The following is a 19,213-nucleotide window of genomic DNA, read 5'->3' as shown; positions in this document are numbered from 1 at the left end:
CCCTCGCCGGGGCTGGAAAATTCGCGCCGCGCGCCTCGCCTGACCGGCTCGGCGCGCGGCAATTTTGTTCAGCGGGCGACGCGGTCCTTGAACGCCTTAGCCGCCTTGAATCCGATGCGGCAGGTCGGTCCGACCACGATCCGCTCGCCCGTCCGCGGATGGCGGCCCGGCCGTGCCGAGCGGCGCGACACGCTGAATTTCCCGAACCCGGCGAGCGCGACCTCGCCCTTGGCGGCACCCGCCGCGATCGCGTCCAGCACATCGACGACCATCGCCCGCGCCTCCGCCTTGCTGATGTTCCTGGTCACGGCGAGCGCGTCGGCGATGTCGTTCATGGTCATGCGGCTGAGTCCCCGAATATGCTGCCGGCCCCGCGCAAGGGACAGCGGGGCCGACTTCGACCGAGACAGCCGGCGCGCGGATTCGGGTAACGCGCATGCCCGCTTTTCATCGAGCCATCGCGCGCGGGACGCTGCGCAGCGATCTGACCGAGAGGCGATGAGCCTCGAAATTCGCGGCTGATTCCCAATTTCCGTGCATCCGAGATCGACCTTGGCGTGGGCGAATCCGCCTTCGGCCTCTCTCGACACGGCGTCCTGCGGCAGGCCGTCCGGCGCCGCAACGCGGTCACGAACTTTCTTCCCCGGGCGCGTTCCGCGCCCTCCTCGCGCACCAAGAAAGCCCGTGCCTTCGCGTCCTCCGCTGCGCTGCGGCCCTCACGGGTGCGGAGCCGGACCTGCTGCCGCCGAAGTCCGCCTGTCGAGGCCGCAATGGGCGGTCTCGCGACGACAAGGAGACTTATCATGGCACAGATTGGCACCTTCACCCGCGACGAATCCGGCATCCTCTCGGGCTCGATCCGGACCCTGACGCTCAACGTCAAGGCGACCATTCGCTCCACGACACGCGACAATGACAAGGCCCCCGACCACCGCGTCTTCGCCGGCGCCGTGGAGATCGGCGCGGGCTGGACCAAGGCCGCGCGCGAAACCGGCGCCGAATATCTGAGCCTCAAGCTCGACGACCCTTCGCTGCCGTCGCCGATCTACGCGCAGCTCGTCCAGGGCGACGGTGCCGAGTGGAAGCTGATCTGGTCGCGCTGACCGCCGGCACCCGGGAGTGTCGAACCCGACAGATCGGTTCGACACTCCCGCTGCCGGGTCCGGGCGGCAAGGTTCGAGGACGCGCCGGCACCTTCGCCGCCGCCGGGAATCGGACCCAAGACCACCATGCAAGACGACAGCGATATCGATCGCGCGGGCCGCGCCAAGCGCGGCTCGCCCTTCCTCACCACCGACCAGGCGGCAGCCTATCTCAAGATCTCGAGCAAGTCGCTCAAGCGGCTGCGGCGCGACGGCAAGGGGCCGGCGTTCCGCCGCCATTGCCGGTTCGTCCAATATCATATCGACGACCTCGACAGCTGGAGCCGCGACAGCGGCGCGCGGGAGTCGGGCCGGTGAGCCGCCGTCCGACCGGCACCTCCGATGCCCCGCTGCTCGCCTGGGGCGACGCGCTGCGCGCCGCGAAACGACGGCGCAGGAGCCTCGCGCGACGGACTGCGGTGGTGGCGATCGGCAGCATCATCGTGCTGGGATCGGCGGCGCTCCCGCCCGCGCCTCGCCTCGTCTGGAACGCGTCGGCGAGCGCGCCGATCGGCCTCTACTCGGTGTCACCAGGCGCGTCGGCGAGCCCCGGCGACATGGTGATCGCGCGGGTGCCCGAGCCCTATCGACGACTGGCCGCGACCCGCCGCTACTTGCCCATGAACGTGCCACTGGTGAAGCGCGTCGCGGCCTTCGCGGGCGACGAGGTCTGCGCGCTCGGCCAGGAAATCTTCGTCAACGGACGGTGGATGACCGGGCGCCGCGTCGCCGACGGGGCCGGTCGCCCAATGCCGATGTGGTCGGGCTGCGTCCGGCTGCGCGGGCGTCAGCTCTTCCTCCTCATGGACGCGCCCGCATCGTTCGACGGGCGCTATTTCGGGGTGACCGAGGGCGCCGACATCATCGGCAAGGCGCGGCTGCTATGGGCGCGCTAAAGGCACTTCTGGCGGCTGCGGCGCTCGCTTTCGCCACGCCCGCTGGCGCGCAATCGGTCGCCGATTGGCGCCCCTATATCGTCGAGGCATCGGACCGCTTCGGCCTGCCGACGGCATGGATCGAGCGGGTCATTCACGCCGAGAGCCGGGGCCGCACGCATCACAATGGCCGGTCAATCCGCTCGTCGGCGGGCGCAATGGGCCTCATGCAATTGATGCCGGCGACCTGGGCGGACATGCGCACGCGGTTGGGGCTGGGCAGCAATCCCGACGATCCGCGCGACAACATCCTCGCCGGCACCCTCTACCTGCGGCTGATGTACGACCGCTTCGGCTATCCGGGCCTGTTCGCAGCCTACAATGCCGGTCCCGGCCGATATACCGAGCATCTTGCCGGGCGCCGCGCACTGCCCGCCGAGACGATTGGCTATCTCGCCAGCGTCGCGCCGTCGTCGCCGACGCCGAGCGTCGCGGTGGCCGCCAAGCCGGTGCAGTCACCGTCGATCTTCGCGGTGCGGCGCGATGCTCTTAGGCCCACCGAGGCTAGTTCTTCTTCCCCGGCATCGTCGCTGTTCGTCACCCTGTCGCAGCGGGATTGAGGCGATGTCGCGCGTCATCGAGAGGGAGGAAGCTCGTCTCGATAGACCCAGCATGACGGCTGGCGGACCGCCTATCAAGGCCCGCGGGTGCCCCCCAATTTTCTTCGAAAATCGGTTCCCCCCACGTCCGCTTCGCGGCGCTGCGCTTCGCTCCGCGGCCCTGACAGCCGCTCCGCCACCCGTCCCTCAAACGCCGTTCTCGATGATGAGGACGATAGCGTTGGAGGTCATTATGAGCATGTATCAGAGCATCGGAACGGCGTCGGATCGCGTGTTGGCGGCGCTGAAAGCTGGGCTAGAACTTGAGTTCGGACGCGGTGCCGGGGAAGCATTGGCGCATCGGTTTCTGGAGGCGGAGGAAGCGGATTTTCGCTGGGATGCGCGGGTCGAGGAGCGCTGGATCGGCGCCTACGAGAGCGCCGACGACGAGGATTTCGAACTCGATCGGATAGCGATCTGCGGGCGGCTCGACGGCAAGTGGTTCTGCGCCACCATGCTCGTGGATGGCGATGGCCAGGCACACGGGATGATGGGATGCCGCCAGTTCAGGTCGCTGGTCAGGGCGCGGGATGCGATGCTCCATGCGCACTGACGCACATACATTCCACGGGGAGAGGCGGCGTCAGCACGGCGTCGTCTCTCCCCCTTTTTTGAGCCGGGATGGTGGGGAGGAAGGAAGGGAGGCGAAACAAGATAAAGGCAGTCTCTATCGAGACATGCCAAGGCATTGTCTGCACATCCTTTTTTCGCGAGACTGTCTCTCACCATCTTCGAGACACGATTTTAGAAAGCGGCGGTTTTCCGCCATTTCCGCCTCGAAATCGCGAGACTCAGGCCGATTTCATGCCTGACGACGACTTCACACCCAAGCTTGGCCGTAAGCGTGGCAAGGACGGCAAGCGCGCCGTCAAATATGGTGGGCGCATCCTCGCCGCGGCCCGTCTCGCCGGCACCAAGACCGGGGTCCGGTCGCGGCGCTTCGATGGCAGCCGGATCGGTCGCGGCGCGAGCATGGGCCGGCTGCTCTCGAGCCGCGACCGGCTCGCCGGCTTTCGTGGTCGCCGTGCTGTGGTGAAGGCGAGCCTGATCCGGCTTCAGGGCAAGGCCGGTCAGGTCGCCCGCGCGCACATGCGCTACATCCAGCGCGACGGGGTGACGCGCGAGGGTTTGCCGGGCGAGCTCTATGGCCCGGAAACCGACCGCGCCGACGGTGACGAATTCCTAAAGCGCACCGCCGGCGATCGGCACCAGTTCCGCTTCATCGTCTCGGCCGAGGACGGCGCCGAATATCCCGATCTCAAGCCCTATGTGCGGCGCCTGATGACGCAGGTCGAGCAGGACCTCGGCACCCAGCTCGACTGGGTGGCGGTCGACCACTTCAACACCGAGCGCCCGCACACCCACATCGTCCTGCGCGGCGTCGATGACCAGGGTGACAACCTCGTCATCGCGCGCGAGTATATTTCGCATGGGCTGCGCGAGCGCGCGTCCGAGCTGGTGACGCTCGACCTTGGGCCGCGGACCGATCGCGAGATCGAAGCCCGGCTCCGGCACGATGTCGACCAGGAACGGCTGACCGCGATCGACCGCCGGCTGTTGCGGCGGATGGATGCTGAGCGGGAAGTCTCGGCGGCCGACAACGATCCGTTTCAACGGTCGATCGCAGCGGGGCGGCTGCGCAAGCTCAAGGCGATGGACCTGGCCGAGGACATCGGCGGTGGTCGTTACCGGCTCGCCGAAGGGTTGGAGAATACGCTTCGTCGCATGGGCGAGCGCGGCGACATCATCCGTCTCATGCAGCGCGAACTGACCGCGCGCCGGCTCGACCGCGCCGGGGTCGAGCAAGTGGTCGCGACAGACATCAGCGAACCCATCATCGGACGGCTGATCAGGCGGGGCTTCTCCGACGAGCATCGCGACCGGCACTACATGATGGTCGATGGCATTGATGGCCGGGTCCACTATGTCGACATCGGGCGCGGAGAGGCGACGCCGTCAATGCCCGAGAACGCGACGGTGCGGATCGAGCCGACCAAGGCGGAAGCAACTGCTGCGGACCGCACGGTCGACGCGGTCGCCCGTGCCAACGGCGGGCTTTACTCGGTCGATCTTCATCTGCGCCATGAGCTGCAAGCCAGCGAAGCCTACGCGGCAAGCCATGTCCGGCGGCTCGAAGCGATGCGCCGTGCGGGCGCGGGGCCGGAGCGGAACGCGGACGGTAGTTGGTCCATTCCGCAGGACCATCTCGTCCGGGCGGAAACCTTCGCCCAGCGGCAACAGCGCGACCGGCCCGTGACCGTTTCCATCCTCTCGCCGTCCCCAATCGCGGAGCTGGCGGCGAAGGAAGCGCCGACCTGGCTCGATCGGGAGCTGGAGGCTGGCTTGTCCAGTGCTGCGCGCGACGCCGGTTTCGGCCGCGAAGTACGGGCCGCATTGGCGGTCCGCCGCCAGTGGCTCATCGAGCAGCAACTGGCCGATGGCCACGGCCAAGGTTTTCGGTTGCGCAGCGGCGGAATGGAAACCCTGCGGTGGCGCGAGCTGCAAAGCATAGGCAGCCGCCTTGCCGAGGAACTCGGCAAGCGGTTCGAGCCAGCCCACGTCGGAGAGCGTGTTCAGGGCGTGATTGTCCGGCGCGTCGATCTCGAAAGCGGCTCTCACGCGCTGGTCGAGCGGTCGCGTGATTTTACGCTCGTTCCTTGGCGCGACGTGCTGGAGCACAACATCGGCAAGGCAGCGTCAGGCATCCTGCGAACGGACGGTATCAACTGGCAATTTGGCCGCGGCCGAACCGGACCGTCCCGTTGAATGATCCGGCGGGCATGAGGTAAGTCGCGAACGACCCCTCGGCTTACTCGAGAGGATGGCCCCGGGGATCGCCGTCAAATGCCATACGGATGGGGTAGCGACGAAGCGTGGCCGTGAATTGGGGCCAGCTCAGAGCTCGGAGCCTAAGTTAGACCAAGCCTATTTGTGGCAGACGATGCAGGCGGAGGATGCTTCGTCGAGGCCATAGAGTTCGTCGACGTCGGGCGCGAGACCACTCGCTAATGCGAGCGGATTGGTGCGGCGGCGGGCGGCATGGCGATCGAGCCGCCGCTGATGCTCTGCCTCGATTGCCGCCACGCGGTCCTTGCATGCGAGTTCCTCAAGACTTTCGCCCTGGCTCCAGGTGAAGGGTGAGCCATGATCGCGGGCGGTCTTCTCGTAGGACATCGCCTCGGCGAAGGCTTCGGGATGCTCGCGCATGAGCCGGACCCATTCGATCTTCTGCTGAAAGAAGCAGAACGTGCAACCCGATCGTGAGCGCCAGCGATAATATGCAGGCTCGCCGACCGACGACGATTCGAGCAGCTCGATGACGCCGCGGCGGTCGATGCCGGCTTCGCGCAGCGGAAAGTGGACCCGCATGTTCGGACTGGTCGCCTGATAGCCCTCGCGCGACGGTTCGTCGGCGCGGATCGCCACATAGGAGTGGATGATGTGCCCAGCGGCTAGGTCCTCGCGCAGCCAATGTTCGAGGGGCCGGAGCTTCAGCTGTCTGGTGCACCACCGGGTACGGGGAGACGGCAGAAAGTTGCCATATTCACGAAGCCAGAAATCGAAATCTCGATCGGGATTGAGCCGTTCGATCGGCCGGCCGAGAAAGCCTTCGAGCCGATCGAGAAAATCATAGACCTCGGGCAACTCCTTCCCGGTATCGGTGAAGAAATATTCGAGCTCGAGCTCGGGGCGGTTCTCGCGCATCCAGACAGCGAGCGCGGCGCTGTCACGCCCGCCAGAGAGACCGAGAATGTGGCGTTCGATCATGCTGGCTGATGCTCCTCGATCGCGCCGAGGCGATCTGCGGCGCGGGCAAGCGCGGCGATCGACAGGCTCGACGAGCCCGGGCGGCTGAGCAGCGACAGGAGTTCGTCGGCGAGCTTATCGGCTTCATCGCGCTCGCGCTGGTTGAGCTCAAAGCGGAGGACTCGCGGGTTCCCGCGCATGCCGACGATGAGTGCCATCGCCTCCATGTCGCTGTCCCGGCCGTGCAGGCTTGCGAGCGCCTCGGCCTCGCGGAACGATCGGCCGAAACGCACGAGTTCGAGCATCGCCTGATCGCGTTCGCGATCGGTCCAGCTGCGTGGCGGCTTGTGGATGAGAAGGCTAGCGAGACCCTCCATGTCGCCGGTCCCGCCATCGGCGAACGCGCGCACGCGCGTCGCAAAGGCATCGAACCGCAGATCCCCAGTGATGCCGACAACGGCATCGGCCCGAGCCGCGCACGCGCTGAATTCTCGGTCGGTGCCAAGGGTGGCGGCAAGGGTCTCGACGAGCTTGTCGAGCAAAGCGGGATAAGCCTGCTCGGATGCCGCAAGCGCTGCAAGCACCGTGTCGGCGCGCTTCGCCGCGACCTTGGGCAGGGTCTCGAACAGCAGGTCTTCGGGGTCATTTGCTCGCAGAACGGCATCGCGGATGGCCGCAACGCCGGGCGGCACGTCGCCCGTCCGCCGGGCAAACTGCGAAAGCGCGGTGAAGCGCTGAAACAGCGCTGCCGCGATCTGCAGCGACGAACTCTTGGCTGCGACGCCAAGCCCACGCGCGAGATCCGCCATGAACGCAAGATCCGTTTCGGAGCGATCGATGCGGCGCACGCGGATCGCCGCCGGATCCTGCAGCAGACGATCGAACAGGACGGTGTCGGGCTCGGGCTGAAAGATGCCGTCCACATAGACCGCACGCTCGCTCCGGCGCGCGAGCAGGAAGGCGAAGGCGAGCACGGGCATGACGCCCCGCTTGAGCCCGAAGGGCGGTGCAGCCCAAATGTCGTACAGTTCGGCGAGGGAGAGTTCGGGCGCATCGCTCATCACCGCCCAGGCCGGCGCGAGGCTGGTTCCGGCGGGCAGGTCCGGATCGGGATCGCAGAACTGCCAGCGGCCGGCGCGCTCCTTGTGTAGGCCGAACGGCTCGATCAGAGTCATGTAGAGACCGCGTTCAGCGGGATAGCCCTCGATACCCAGGTTCGGCTGGTCGGCACGCTCGGCCATTGCATGACCTAGGTCGCGTAGCGCAGCCATTGCATTGGAGGACGGCCGGTCGCGTTGCAGGAGCTCGCTGTTGATGACAGGCGTCGCGGTGAACGCGGCGTCCGCAAGGCACGAAGCGACCAGGCTGAGCGGCATCGCGCTGATCGCAGCGGCCGGTCCCACGCTCAGGCGCCAACTGGCGGATTCGAATGCGCGCATCGCCTCGCGATATGCATCGTCCACCAGTGCCGAGCGGCGTGCTGCAATTTCGCGGCGGGCGAGCCGGTCGCCCTCAAGCTGGGCATTGTCGCGTGAGATTCGTTCGATCGCCGCCAGGTCGGCCGCAACTTCGCGCAAATGATACACCGAACCAGTGACACCAATCGCGGCAACCGCGCCGACCGACCCGAGCGCCTTCGCCAACTTGGTTGCATAGCGCTTCATGCCGGCCGGCGTAACTGCGCCGTCCGAAACGAGTAGCACCAAGCGACCGGCACCCTTGGCAGGCGCAAGGGATGCCACCACGGAGTCGCGGACTGCCTCCACCGCAGCGTCCTCCTCCGTCACCAGTTCGATGGAGATCGAGAATGTGCGCAGCGCACCGGTGCGGAAATAATGGCGCTTGGCAGCGGCCTGTCCGAGTCCGACCCGCGCCGGCAATTCGGCGAGTCCGAGCGATCCCACCTGATCGCGGGCGCGGGTCAGCGCTTCATCGAGATCGAAGTCGCTGCCCGCGAAGAGCGCATAGCCGCCGAGCCGAGGCTGGCGGATCAGCACCGCCCATTCGCACAGATCTTCGATCGCACGCATGACGGTGTCGCACCGCAAATCCCCCAGGCCCTCCGTGATGAATTCGTCGGCGACGGCAAGGCCGCTGCCATTGCGGAAAAATTCCAGAACGGCGGCGACTTTTGTCACGCGAGCATGGACCTCGCCGCCGCGGCTTGCGGCGCGGTCGATGGCCTCGAGCGCGAGCGCGTAGCGGCGGGAATCGGGTCCGGCTGAAAGGGCCACCCCAAAATTGAGGGCAAGATAGTCCCACAGCTTGTCGGGGCCGTACCAGTCCTGCGCATCGCCCGAATGGTGGCGCGTGCAATGCTCCTGAAATCCGCCTGGCTCGGAAGAGCTCAGGAAACCGAAGACGCTGCGCTCGTTCTGCGCGAAACGCTGGCGCGAGATCGGGCCGAGCAGCAAAGTGGAGACCGGATGGAGCGGCCAGGCATCTAGCAGTGCCTGCGCGAGGGCCGCAGGTTCGCCTGGGCGACGCGCGACGACAGCCGTCGCGACGTGTTCGGCGACTTCGCGCATCGGTTCGGCGTCGGCGGAGGTGCTGGTGAGTGCGCGGCCGATCAGCGCGACAGTCTCGTCGATCGCAGTGACGAACGCGATGTCCATGAAACGGCCCTGCACCTTGGCCCATTCGTCGCGCGCCGATCGTCCGGCGCGGCCAGCATATTGGTCAAAGCTCTGGTGGAGGATGCCGACGATCGCGCCGCGGCCACCAGAACGCGCCGCCCATTCGCCGAGATCCTGCAGCAAGTGGATGTCGCCGTCGGTGGCGGCCGCATATTCGAGCGCCTTGCCAAGCTCGTCCAGCAGAAGCAGCACCCCGCCACGTTCAGCCGAGCCCGCGAGGGCCTTGAGCAAGGCACCATCATCCCGCGCTGCATCCGCGGCCACGTTCGTTTCCCACCCGAGCGTATGGGCGGCGGCCTCGGCGATTTCCTCGCGAAGCGAACGTCGCCTAGCGGTGATCGCGACGATGCGCCAGCGCTTGGCCCCCATTGCGAAACCTGCGCGGACCCGTGCGGCTAGGCTCGCGGGCACGACCGCTTCCGCTGCTTTCCTGTGTTCGCGAGCGTCACTGATCAGCGCCGCTAGAAGTAACGCGGCGCTTGACTTGCCGCCGCCATAAGGACCCGTCCATGTGAACGCGCGGCCGCCGCCTTCCAGCGCAGCGGCCATTGTGGTGAGCGCGTCGGCCACGGTTGGCTGGAGGACATAGCCGGCGAGCATCGACGCGACGCCTACATCAGCATCGAGCCGCGCGGAGCGTTGGTAGCGGCTGTCGACGCTGACGCGTTCGCTGAGCAGGCTCACTGCAAGCTCCCCGCATAACAGGTCGCGAGCATGCCTAGATCGTCGACCGATGCGACGCGCTGCAGTTGACGCAGGCCGGCGGTATCGGTCCAGCGCCATGCGCCATCGGTCAACGCTTCCATCGCCATCAGCCGGGACGCGACGCTGTGTTCGTCAAGCTTGAAGATCCGTCCAGGAGACCCGACGGCATAGGAGGCTTGCTCCACGGTAATGGCCGGCGCGTTTGCGGCCTGCGCACGCCAGAAGCGTTCGAGGGCATAGGCGAAGACGCCGTCCGGCAAGGTGGGTTTGGGGCCGCGGACAAATTCAAAATGTCCGCCATAGCGCGTCTCCCGCAACAGCCCGAGCTCGGCGAGGAGGGGCTCGGCGGCATCTTCGCCGCCCATGTCGCGGCGGGAAACATAGCTCCGGATGAACACTTCCACGTCACGCTTGATGGTCACGGCCGAGGCGCGGGAGGTGGGGCGGGCTCGGGCGACTTCCTCGAGTTGCTTCTGAAGCGTAGCGGCTTCGAAGTCGGGCACGTTGAGCGCGTTGAATGCGAAAAAGGTCGTAGTCCGGCGGGGATCGGCGGCGAGGCGCGCATGGATCGCCCACAAGCTCGCCGCCTGTTCAAGATAAGGATCCCACCCGTCGTCGGCGAGGAGGCGCGCGCCAAATTCGCTTGGCAAAAGGCGCTGCCCGTCATCGTGGATCGTGCCGACGGCGTCGGCCCAAAAGCGCATCGACAGAGCCATGTTCCGGCCGACGCCGAATCGGGCGATGGCATCGGGATCGGCAAAGAGACGGTTGGGCGCGCCGTGTGCCACGGCATTGTGCGCTTTTTTAAGCCACAGCAGGCGGAGCGGGAAAGTTTCGTGGCCCGCGAAGCTTAGTTTAAGGTCAATGTTCTCGATAAGTTCCCGCATCGCGGCATGCTACTGGACAACCTCGCCAGCGACAAGCCGAAACCGTTTCGCGGCGCTCGCGAGCAACACTGCGGCGCGAACTGCGGCCTCCTCGTCAAGATAGCGATGGAAGTAAAGCCGGATCGCGCACCGCGCCTCGTCTTCACTTAAGCCGATCGCTCTAAGTACATGTGACGGCTCGACTTTTCCGGATGCGCAGGCGGAGCCGGTGGCGAAGTCGACAGTTCCGGCGAGTTGATCGACGAGACTGTCGCCGTCGACGCCCTCGAAACGAAGATTGAGCGATCCTGGCAGGCGCGATCCGCTCTCCAGGCTCAAGGACCACCCCGTCGCGGCGCGGTCGAGCGCGTCGAGGAAGGACCGGCGCAGACGCTCACCATGTTCGGCGTCTTGCGCCAAGCGCTCCGCCGCCAATCTGGCCGCAGCGCCGAACCCGGCGACAAGCATCGTGGGAACCGTCCCGGGACGTCTGCCTCGCTCCTGCCCGCCGCCCACGAACAACGGCTCCGGTTGAACCGGTGCTGCCGACGAGACGAACAAGGCGCCGATGCCCGGGGGGCCGTACATCTTGTGCGAGGAGAGACTGAGCGCGTCCACGTCGAGCGCGAACGCGTCGACCGGGATTCGGCCCGCGGCTTGGGTCGCATCGCAATGCACGACGGCGCCGGCCGCATGGGCGACCTCCGTCAGCTCCCCGATGGGCTGAATCGTCCCGATCTCGCCATTGGCGAGCCCGATACTCACCACGGCCGCGTCGCGGACGGCAGACGCGAAGGCATGGCGATCGATCAGACCGTCTCGACCGACGGGAACGGAGACGTGACGGAAACCCTCCCGCTTGAGATGCTCCGCGGGACCGAGCACGCTCGGATGGTCGATCGCGGACGTCACGATCGTGGTCTTTTTGCTGCCGGATTGGCGAAGGGCGCGAGCGAAGCCGAGGATCGCGAGATTATTTGCCTCGGTCGCGCCTGAGGTGAGGACGATTTCCGTCGGTTCCGCGCAGATCAGGGCTGCAACTAGGCTGCGGCCGTGCTCGACCGCGGCCGCCGCGCTGGCGCCCGCCGCGTGCGCCGCATGGGGGTTGCCAGGCCGGCCGGCCTGGCGGCACATGGCATCGAGCGCTTCCGGCGCGATCGGCGTGGACGCGTGCCCGTCGAGATAGATGGCGGTCATAGCATTGCGACGAGCTCGTCGCTGAGCCCGAACATCTCATCATCCGGGCTCTGTTCGAGAATTTCGATGAGGCGGGGCATGCCGGCGAAGGCCAGACCATTAGCAATCCGCATCATGCGTCGGGGATCCTGAACGATGTCGGTCTCGCCACTTTCGCTGATCGCGATCAGCCGAAGCGCGTCGGCGCGCCATTCGGGCGAGATGACGGCCGAGCCCTCGATTGCCTTGTAGGTGTCGCGCCCTTCGAGATCGACCGGCTTGAGCTTGAGCTTCACCGCGACGCAGATGGCGAGGAACCAGAAATCGACCATGCGCGGGAATGGCTTGCGATCGAGGTCCGCGACGCTCGACGCGCCCGTGCTCTGCGAATAGCGCTGGAAGAACTCGCGGAATTCCACCGGCGCGTTCACTTCAACGCTGGCGAACGACGTGTTGATGTTGTCGCTCATGCCGCCTCCTCCAGTGGGGCCGCGCCGGGCTCGACTTCCATCTTCCGCGCGCACACGGTGCAGCTCTCGTCATAGGAACAATCGCAGCGAACGACCTGGATCACGTCCGAAGTCGGGGCGTGGAGCAGCATGCGCGGGTAATGGGCCGGATTGGTGAGCGTGATCACCTTGTCGGCATATTCAGCGAGCAGTGCCTCGGTGCCGGCAATCTCCGAACGGGTGAGGAAGAGGATCAGCTGCGAGCTGTAGCGCGCCGCCACGCGAACGACTGAGCTTTTCACATAGCCGCTCATCATGCCGAGCGGCGTGTCGATGATGTTGGGCGCTTCCACGCCGCTAACCTTGGTCAAGGCGAGGATGAAGGCTAGCGTAAGGGCGCGTCGCGATGCGCCGTTGAGGTCGCGATCGGGGCTGAGCAGCCGCTCGTCCGGGCCATAGACAAGGATGTCGAAATCCTGGCTGATTTCGGCGCGGCGAATGATGGCGCCCTGCTCGGTGTCGGCGCCGATCATCTCGAGGAAGATCTCGTTCATGAGCGCGCTGACACGGCCGAGCTCGTCGGACTTCAGCCGGTCGAGTGCACGCTCGAAGACGCGCAGCACGTCTTGGCCAGCGACCAGTTCGGCGGCGAGCCGCTGGCCCTTGGTCTCTTCCTTCAGATAATCGTCGCGTTCCTTGACGGCAGCGGCGCGCTCGGAGCGCGCCGCCTCGATCCGGAAGGCGGCACGCGACGCGGCATCGCCATAATCGTCGGCGTGTTTGCGCGCGATCTTCTTCTGCTCGCGCAGATGCTGGATGTCGATGTCGGGGACGAGCGCGATCTTGGCCTCGATCTGCGCTTCTTCGGCGGCTAGGTCCTTGATGGTCTGCGCCACCTTGTTTCGCCGATCCATAAGATCGGCATAAAGATCGCGCCAGCTTTGGGCCTCGCCCGGCTGCATCAGGTCGCGGGCACCATAATAGAGCTCGGTGATGGTTTTCTGGATGGCGTCGGCGGCGCGGCTCGCCTCGATCATCTCGTTGATGTGCTGGCGGCGGCGGCTCCCATCGGGGTCCGTCTCGTCCAGGGTCTCGTTGCAGATGCAGACGCCCTGGGTGAGGCACTCATTGAGCACGGGGATCGTCTGGTTCGGGATTCGGCCGCGCGCCTTCAGCGCCTCCAGCTTCCCGGTGGCGACCGCGACGGCGTCGGCGAGGAGCTGCTTGGCCAGAACTTTGGATTTGAGCAGCTCGCCTTGCTCCCTGGCCAGGGCCAGCTCGAGCGCGTCGCTGCGCTTGCGATTGTCCTTGACCCGCTTGAGCTGTGTGGCGAGTTCGGAGCGGTCGCCCTGCGCGAGCGCCTGCTCGATCTGCTTGCCGAGCCGCTCATATTGCTCTTCGCTGCGCGCGCGATTGGCGATCGCCTCGGCCTGCTTCGGCTCCAACGTAGCGAGCTCGGCGTCGAGTGCTTCGATCCTGGCCGAGGCTTCGCGGGCGCGGCCGCTCGCATCCGATTCGCGGACCCTTTTGTTGACGTCGGCCGCGGCCTGTTTGACGTGGCGCTGCGCGCTTTCGACGATCGAGAGGCCGAGCAGTGCCTTGATCGCATTCTCGACGCGTTGGCGCTTCACGGTGACGCTGTCGGCATCGATGAAGCTCAGGGCGCGGTCGCCATCGGTGAAGAACACTTCGCGCAGCTCGGGCGGCAGCTCGGTGCGGACACGGTTCTCGCCATATTCCTGAGGATCGCTACCCTTGGCGGTGAGGTCGTAGAGCCGCAGCGTCGGCTCGCCTCGGCGCCACCCGGATGCGTTAACGGTCTCGGTGACCGTGCGGACGACTCGGTAACGCTTGAGCGTCGACACTACGCGGCTGCTGCGCAGCGCGGGCACTGTTTCGAAGTCGACCTCGACAACGGTACGGACGGTGCCGACCCCGGAGTCGATCGGATGGAGGCGGTAGGTCTTGGGATCGCCCGGCAACGCCTCGTCGCCGTAGAGCGCCCATTGCAGCGCTGTCAGCATCGTGGTCTTGCCGGTCTCGTTCTCGGCGCGGATGACGGTCAGGTTGCGGACGGGGTCGGTCGAGAACTCGATTTCGAGATCGCGTAGCAGGCGGAAATTCTCGAATTTGGCGCGGAGAAGCTTCATTGCGCCTGCTCCGCGAGCTTGGCCGCGAGGTCGGCGCCAAGCGTGCTGATCTGGGCGGCGATATCCTGCTTGACGTTGCGGGCGGCGAAGCGGTGCTGGCGCTCGATGTTCACGATTTCAGCGACCACCTCGCAGACGTCATCCGCATAGGTGGGGTAGCGCGCCTCGACCTTTCGCGCTTCTTCCATGATGATCTCAACGACGCGCTGCGTGTCCATCGTTCCCCCTCCTTCAGACGTAAACCATCGCCTGCATTTCCTTAAGCATTGCCAACGGTCCGTCCGCCGCCCCGTAATTTCTTGCGAGTCTCGCGAACTCCTCGACCCGCTTCAACTCTCCGCGCACAAGTTGTCGTGCATCGGCATCCGTCACAAGCTCATTTGGCGGCATGGCGACAAAGTCGTGAATGACGCCGTGGTCCTTGCCGATTGCATCGCAGCGCCGAAGAATTCGGCCGCGACGCTGAACCCATTGGCGCTCGACGGTCGTGCTTGCGAGAATGAAGGCGCGCTTGATTTCGGGAACATTGACGCCTTCGTCCAGCACGCGCTTGGCTGTGAGTACCTGGATTTCGCCGCGTTGGAAGGCATCGAGGATGCGCGCCACCGCGCCACGATCGCTCGTCTCTTCGGCGGTGAGCTGGTGGAACAGCAAGCCGCGCTCCCGCAGCAGTTCGTTCACGTCGTCGAGCTGGCCGGGGCCCTTGTCGGTCGCATAGACGAGGTCGTAGCGAATATCGGGCTTCGGAACGCGGTCGATCAGGGCAGCCAACGCATCGATCTTGCCACGCGCGCGCTCGACGATGAGGCGGCGGCGGCGCAGCAGATCGTCGAGCTGCGGGTCGTCGATCTTCGCTTCGATCTTCCAGCCGAGCTTGCGGATCTTCTCGGAGAGGTCGCGGAACTCCTCCATCTCCTCCTCGTCGAGCGAGACGCGGTGGACGTGGTAGTCGTAGGGTACGAGGCAGACGCCGATCGCGTCCTCTAGCGAGAATTCGAAGCAGGGCCGGCCGAAGAAGTCGAACAGCTTGTCGGTGCCTTCCGGGTCGTATTGCCGGATCGGGGTTGCCGAGAGCCCGAGTCGATACTCGAAAAAGTCTGGTGGGTTCTTGAGAAACCCCGGGCTGCCGAGATTGTGCATTTCATCCGCGATGAGAACCCGCGGAACGGAAAGCCGAGTCAGCGCCGAGGCCAAGCCAGGATCGGTCAGCGTGTCATGGCTGACGACCAGCACTTCGGTGTCGGAAAGGCCAAGTGCCAGCCTGCGCCCTGCGTCGGCAATCTCGCGCCGCCGCGCTGCCGGTCCGCCCGCGGCGGTGAGGTTGCGCGGCTCGACCCCGAACAGCCGCGCCTCGTCACACCATTGCATGATCAGCGGGACGTAGGGCGCGGCGATCACGATCAGCAGCGGGCCGGTTCGACCACGGAGCTCGTGGCAGGCGACGAGCGACGTGAGCGTCTTGCCCGAGCCGGTCGCCATCGCGAGAATGCCGCGTCCATCCGCCGCGAGCCAAGCATCGACTGCGCGCCCCTGATGCGCGAATGGCCCGTCGCGCCAGCTGAGCCAATCAGGGACGCGAAATCCGGTCTGCGGCGCAGAAGCGATGTCCTTGATGGTGGCGGGCTCAACCGGCGCGTCCGCACGGCGTTTGGCGCGCTGCCAGAGCTCGGTTGCCTCGGCCTCGGTCGGGCGATTGCCCGAACCATAGGTCTTGAGGAGCTGTTCCTCGAGCGCCCGCGGGAGCTTGACGACGACACAGTCGTCGTCGTCCCCGTCCCAAAGCTCGATGAATTCGTCGCGAAGGCGCTGTTCGGTTGCCGCCTGGACCGGATCCATCCACGCCCGCGCGAGCGCCATTTGCTCCTTGTTACGGCCGAGCCCGGCGCCGGTCATGTTGCTTGATCCGTGGAAGGTCAGCCGCTGGCCTTCAATGTTGAGCAGCCAGACTTTGGGGTGGAAGAGGCCGTCCTTGAGGAACGCGAACCGCATGTCGAGGCGGCGCTCGCGGATGAGCCAGGCAAGGCAGGCAAGCGTATGGCGCGACAGCGCATCGGCGTCGGGCAGGCTGCCTTCGAAATGCTGTTCGATGAGGATGGCGGGGTCGAGGCCGTCGCGGAGCGCTGCCTGGTCGGCCGTCGAGATAATCGGGCTGACGAGGAGACGCACTGGTGCGTTGCCGGCGGCGAGATAGGTTGCCAGGCCCGGGGCGATCTCCGCCAGCGACGAACTGGCAAAAAAGCCCATCATGCAGTCGAGGACGGAGGAAGCGCCGATCGCCGGGATCAGAGCGGGAAGAAGGTCGTCGCGTGGCAGCACGAACATCGGCGGCGCTGTCTCCAGCGCCTTCAACGTCTGCCGCTTCGCCTCAATCACTCCCATAGCGGTCTACACGGCTCCATTCACTGCCGTGTTCGCGACGGCGTCGACCTGTCCGAGTCGCGCCACCAGACCGGATGTGCAACCCCCTGCCGAGACATTTCACGGCTAGAGCAGCACTTCAAGAGTCCTGCAGGCCGGTCTTCGCGGCAGTCAAAAGGTAGCATCCCGCCGCAGCTTCCGGGAACATCGATAATCGACGTGACGCGCAGGGTGCCTGACCGTTTGACTGCGCTTCAAGCGCAAGCGAAGTATGGGACAGGAAGTCGGCAGGATCTGTCGGGGGCGACGGTACTAACCGTAGATCGAGGAGTGCGATGAGGATCCTGCAAGACCGTTGGACAATTGCCAAGCTGTACAGCCAGAAGGGGACGATCAACCTCAATCCGCGCTTTCAACGCGGCGCCGCCTGGCAGAACCCGCGACAGGTTCTGCTCATCGATTCCATCCTGCGCGGAATGGATATCCCAAAGATATATCTGCGTCAGCTTCCCGCGGGCGGCGCGCACACGCACGACGCGGTCGATGGCCAGCAGCGCCTGCGCGCAATATTCTCGTTCCGAGCAGGAGAATATACGCTCCGCTACACCGATCCGCTTCCCCAAATTGAAGGCCACAACGTCCATGACCTCCGTTTCTCGGAGCTGCACAAAACGCTGCGGGATCGGTTCGATGCGTTTCAGGTCGCGGTAGCGGAGATCGTCGCGGCCACGCCCGACGAGATTTCAAATCTGTTCAGTCGTCTCCAGATGGGCGTGTCCCTCAACCCCGCCGAGCTTCGAAACGCAATGGGCGGTCCGCTGCAGCACCTGATCAACGTCATCGCGGAGACGCATGAGTTTTTCACCAGCTCGCGCATTTCCGGCTCGCGTTACAAACGCGCCGACTATGCCGCCTTGCTATTTGCCATGGCGGCCTATCGTGGTCGGACCGATCTCAAGGCACCCGACCTCAGGCAGATGATCGCGGAATATGGTCCAGATCGCTCGCTCGAGATCTTGGAACTCGCCGCAGAGGTGGGCGACGCGCTGAATGTTCTGGCCGCCGTGAACGAGGCCCTCAACTTCAGGCTCACGCAAAAGTGGATCGTGGTCGATCTCGCTTGGCTCATCATGCAGCGGCAGCGCGCCGGCGGGACCATCGACCCGGCCAGGCTGGCAGATGCGTACCGTGTGTTCGACGAGCGACGCCTGGAATTCAACAGCAAGCCCGAGGTCCTGATCCGAGGGCGACGCCGAGACCCGGCGCTCGATCGCCATCTCTACAACTACATCAACGCCTTCCGGATTCAGGGCGGCCAAGCCGCGAACGTTCGCCTTCGCGCCGAGGCAATCAAGGCGTTCCACCGTAACATCGGAGTGACTGCCTGATGGCCTTCGATTCCAAACGCATTCCCGACAACCTCGTTACGGCCTATCGCGAGAACCGCTGTGCGCTGTTGGTCGGTGCCGGCGCATCCGTCGGCGCTGGCCTTCCCACTTGGTCGGGGTTTCTCCGCAAGATGATCGAGGAAGCGGAGCGGCGGCGGGTCATCTCCGGGGACAAGGTCGCGGAATATAATCGGCTAGTCGATGATTCCTCGAAATTCCTGATGATCGCCGGCGGCCTGAAGGAGGATCTTGCCGGCTACTTCGATGATTTCGTCGAGGGGACGTTCGTCAAGCCGGAGCCGGAACCGACTGGCCTGCACGAAGCGATCGTCGCCGCGAAAAATCTCAAGTTTGTCATCACGACCAATTACGATCTGCTGATCGAGCTCGCCTATCGCAAGAGCGGTCAGTACAGCGTGCCGGTCTGCACATTCAGGGACACTGGCGAAATCCAGCGGCGCCTCTCCAAGCGTGAATTCTTCATCCTGAAGGCTCATGGAGATGCGGCAAAGGCCGGCAACGGGATTATCTTGACCGACGTCGACTATCGCGAGCTTCTATATCGGCAGCGCGCTTACCAAAGCTTGCTCTCGGCGATGTTCTCGATGTTCACCATCGTATTCGTTGGGGCTTCGCTTGCCGACCCAGAAATCAAGCTCTTGCTCGGATATCTTGCCGACGAGTTCGCGCCCACAACGGGGCCCAATCACTTTGCACTGATGGCGCAGGAGGATATCACTTCCGTCGAGGAAACTCGGTGGTTCAAGGACACCAAGGTGCAGCTCATCCCGATCAGCAAGGCAGACGGCTATCGCGAGCTTACCGAATTCATCCAAGTGCTGCATCAAGTGGCTGCGACACCATAACCTGGAGGAGCGCCATAAGGCAGTGCTACGGGCCACCTGCCATAACGGCCAACTGCCATCAGGCCGCTTTGCGCCCAAGGGAATCTGTTACTCGCGCATGGGACATTGAAATATATGTCTGTAATATATCATGGGTGTGGATGAGGCACGGATTTTGAGGTCAGCCTTGGCTTCATTGAAAATTATGCTATAAATA

At 65.1% G+C, this 19,213-nt stretch carries 17 protein-coding genes; 8 read left to right on the top strand and 9 right to left on the bottom strand.

What is annotated here, in order from left to right:
• Positions 1–68 precede the first annotated feature (68 nt).
• Positions 69–341, bottom strand: a complete 273-nt coding sequence (locus HNP52_RS00390) for an HU family DNA-binding protein (protein WP_184160903.1) — start codon at positions 339–341, stop codon at positions 69–71.
• A 462-nt stretch (positions 342–803) separates the two neighbouring features.
• On the opposite strand from HNP52_RS00390, the gene HNP52_RS00385 reads away from it, so the two are divergent.
• The 6 genes from HNP52_RS00385 (at position 804) to rlxS (ending at position 5,442) form a co-directional block, all read left to right on the top strand.
• Positions 804–1,103, top strand: coding sequence for a DUF736 domain-containing protein (locus HNP52_RS00385; RefSeq protein WP_184160900.1), 300 nt, complete (start codon positions 804–806; stop codon positions 1,101–1,103).
• 126 nt (positions 1,104–1,229) lie between these two features.
• The gene (locus HNP52_RS00380; RefSeq protein ID WP_184160897.1) at positions 1,230–1,460 is read left to right on the top strand and encodes a helix-turn-helix domain-containing protein; all 231 of its coding nucleotides are present in this window, start codon (positions 1,230–1,232) and stop codon (positions 1,458–1,460) included.
• Entirely contained in the window at positions 1,457–2,038 is a 582-nt protein-coding gene (locus HNP52_RS00375; RefSeq protein ID WP_184160894.1) for a S26 family signal peptidase, read from the top strand. The genes HNP52_RS00380 and HNP52_RS00375 overlap by 4 nt, the downstream gene beginning before the upstream one ends.
• A complete protein-coding gene (locus HNP52_RS00370; protein WP_184160891.1) occupies positions 2,026–2,637 on the top strand; it encodes a lytic transglycosylase domain-containing protein in 612 nt (203 codons plus the stop codon). Before HNP52_RS00375 ends, HNP52_RS00370 begins: the two co-directional genes overlap by 13 nt.
• A gap of 232 nt (positions 2,638–2,869) precedes the next feature.
• Entirely contained in the window at positions 2,870–3,229 is a 360-nt protein-coding gene (locus HNP52_RS00365) for a hypothetical protein (protein ID WP_260395846.1), read from the top strand.
• Between the two features lie 251 nt (positions 3,230–3,480).
• Positions 3,481–5,442 carry a relaxase/mobilization nuclease RlxS gene (gene rlxS, locus HNP52_RS00360; RefSeq protein WP_184160885.1) on the top strand — a complete coding sequence of 654 codons (1,962 nt, stop codon included), beginning with the start codon at positions 3,481–3,483 and terminating at the stop codon, positions 5,440–5,442.
• A gap of 159 nt (positions 5,443–5,601) precedes the next feature.
• Here the strand turns inward: rlxS and HNP52_RS00355 are convergent, their stop codons facing one another.
• Genes HNP52_RS00355 through HNP52_RS00320 form a run of 8 tightly spaced genes read right to left on the bottom strand, consistent with a single transcriptional unit; the run spans position 5,602 to position 16,754 of the window.
• On the bottom strand, positions 5,602–6,444 hold the full coding sequence (locus HNP52_RS00355; RefSeq protein ID WP_184160882.1) for a phosphoadenosine phosphosulfate reductase family protein: 843 nt from the start codon (positions 6,442–6,444) through the stop codon (positions 5,602–5,604).
• Positions 6,441–9,743, bottom strand: coding sequence for an ATP-binding protein (locus HNP52_RS00350; protein ID WP_184160880.1), 3,303 nt, complete (start codon positions 9,741–9,743; stop codon positions 6,441–6,443). The genes HNP52_RS00355 and HNP52_RS00350 overlap by 4 nt, the downstream gene beginning before the upstream one ends.
• A complete protein-coding gene (locus tag HNP52_RS00345; RefSeq protein WP_184160877.1) occupies positions 9,740–10,651 on the bottom strand; it encodes a DUF4007 family protein in 912 nt (303 codons plus the stop codon). Before HNP52_RS00345 ends, HNP52_RS00350 begins: the two co-directional genes overlap by 4 nt.
• A 9-nt stretch (positions 10,652–10,660) precedes the next feature.
• Positions 10,661–11,827, bottom strand: coding sequence for a cysteine desulfurase family protein (locus HNP52_RS00340; protein WP_184160874.1), 1,167 nt, complete (start codon positions 11,825–11,827; stop codon positions 10,661–10,663).
• On the bottom strand, positions 11,824–12,276 hold the full coding sequence (locus tag HNP52_RS00335) for a hypothetical protein (RefSeq protein WP_184160871.1): 453 nt from the start codon (positions 12,274–12,276) through the stop codon (positions 11,824–11,826). The genes HNP52_RS00340 and HNP52_RS00335 overlap by 4 nt, the downstream gene beginning before the upstream one ends.
• On the bottom strand, positions 12,273–14,405 hold the full coding sequence (locus HNP52_RS00330) for an AAA family ATPase (RefSeq protein ID WP_184160869.1): 2,133 nt from the start codon (positions 14,403–14,405) through the stop codon (positions 12,273–12,275). Before HNP52_RS00330 ends, HNP52_RS00335 begins: the two co-directional genes overlap by 4 nt.
• A complete protein-coding gene (locus HNP52_RS00325; RefSeq protein ID WP_184160866.1) occupies positions 14,402–14,623 on the bottom strand; it encodes a hypothetical protein in 222 nt (73 codons plus the stop codon). Before HNP52_RS00325 ends, HNP52_RS00330 begins: the two co-directional genes overlap by 4 nt.
• 13 nt (positions 14,624–14,636) lie before the next feature.
• Positions 14,637–16,754, bottom strand: a complete 2,118-nt coding sequence (locus tag HNP52_RS00320; RefSeq protein ID WP_184160863.1) for a DEAD/DEAH box helicase family protein — start codon at positions 16,752–16,754, stop codon at positions 14,637–14,639.
• Positions 16,755–17,098: 344 nt separating this feature from the next.
• On the opposite strand from HNP52_RS00320, the gene HNP52_RS00315 reads away from it, so the two are divergent.
• Positions 17,099–18,151, top strand: a complete 1,053-nt coding sequence (locus HNP52_RS00315) for a DUF262 domain-containing protein (RefSeq protein WP_184160860.1) — start codon at positions 17,099–17,101, stop codon at positions 18,149–18,151.
• Positions 18,151–19,017: an SIR2 family protein gene (locus tag HNP52_RS00310; RefSeq protein ID WP_184160857.1), complete on the top strand. Its 867-nt coding sequence runs from the start codon at positions 18,151–18,153 to the stop codon at positions 19,015–19,017. Before HNP52_RS00315 ends, HNP52_RS00310 begins: the two co-directional genes overlap by 1 nt.
• Positions 19,018–19,213: the final 196 nt, after the last annotated feature.

Origin of the sequence: Sphingomonas kyeonggiensis (assembly GCF_014204495.1) — a bacterium.
In the GTDB taxonomy this organism is placed as follows: Bacteria; Pseudomonadota; Alphaproteobacteria; order Sphingomonadales; family Sphingomonadaceae; genus Sphingomonas; species Sphingomonas kyeonggiensis_A.
This window is presented reverse-complemented; position numbering and strand designations above follow the sequence as displayed.

Bases quoted from the DNA above. Each gene is read 5' to 3' on its own strand.
- HNP52_RS00315 (WP_184160860.1), top strand. From the start codon at position 17,099: ATGAGGATCCTGCAAGACCGTTGGACAATTGCCAAGCTGTACAGCCAG.
- HNP52_RS00390 (WP_184160903.1), bottom strand. From the start codon at position 341: ATGACCATGAACGACATCGCCGACGCGCTCGCCGTGACCAGGAACATC.
- HNP52_RS00365 (WP_260395846.1), top strand. From the start codon at position 2,870: ATGAGCATGTATCAGAGCATCGGAACGGCGTCGGATCGCGTGTTGGCG.
- HNP52_RS00310 (WP_184160857.1), top strand. From the start codon at position 18,151: ATGGCCTTCGATTCCAAACGCATTCCCGACAACCTCGTTACGGCCTAT.
- HNP52_RS00380 (WP_184160897.1), top strand. From the start codon at position 1,230: ATGCAAGACGACAGCGATATCGATCGCGCGGGCCGCGCCAAGCGCGGC.
- HNP52_RS00385 (WP_184160900.1), top strand. From the start codon at position 804: ATGGCACAGATTGGCACCTTCACCCGCGACGAATCCGGCATCCTCTCG.
- HNP52_RS00355 (WP_184160882.1), bottom strand. From the start codon at position 6,444: ATGATCGAACGCCACATTCTCGGTCTCTCTGGCGGGCGTGACAGCGCC.
- HNP52_RS00370 (WP_184160891.1), top strand. From the start codon at position 2,026: ATGGGCGCGCTAAAGGCACTTCTGGCGGCTGCGGCGCTCGCTTTCGCC.
- HNP52_RS00345 (WP_184160877.1), bottom strand. From the start codon at position 10,651: ATGCGGGAACTTATCGAGAACATTGACCTTAAACTAAGCTTCGCGGGC.
- HNP52_RS00325 (WP_184160866.1), bottom strand. From the start codon at position 14,623: ATGGACACGCAGCGCGTCGTTGAGATCATCATGGAAGAAGCGCGAAAG.
- HNP52_RS00335 (WP_184160871.1), bottom strand. From the start codon at position 12,276: ATGAGCGACAACATCAACACGTCGTTCGCCAGCGTTGAAGTGAACGCG.
- HNP52_RS00330 (WP_184160869.1), bottom strand. From the start codon at position 14,405: ATGAAGCTTCTCCGCGCCAAATTCGAGAATTTCCGCCTGCTACGCGAT.
- HNP52_RS00340 (WP_184160874.1), bottom strand. From the start codon at position 11,827: ATGACCGCCATCTATCTCGACGGGCACGCGTCCACGCCGATCGCGCCG.
- rlxS (WP_184160885.1), top strand. From the start codon at position 3,481: ATGCCTGACGACGACTTCACACCCAAGCTTGGCCGTAAGCGTGGCAAG.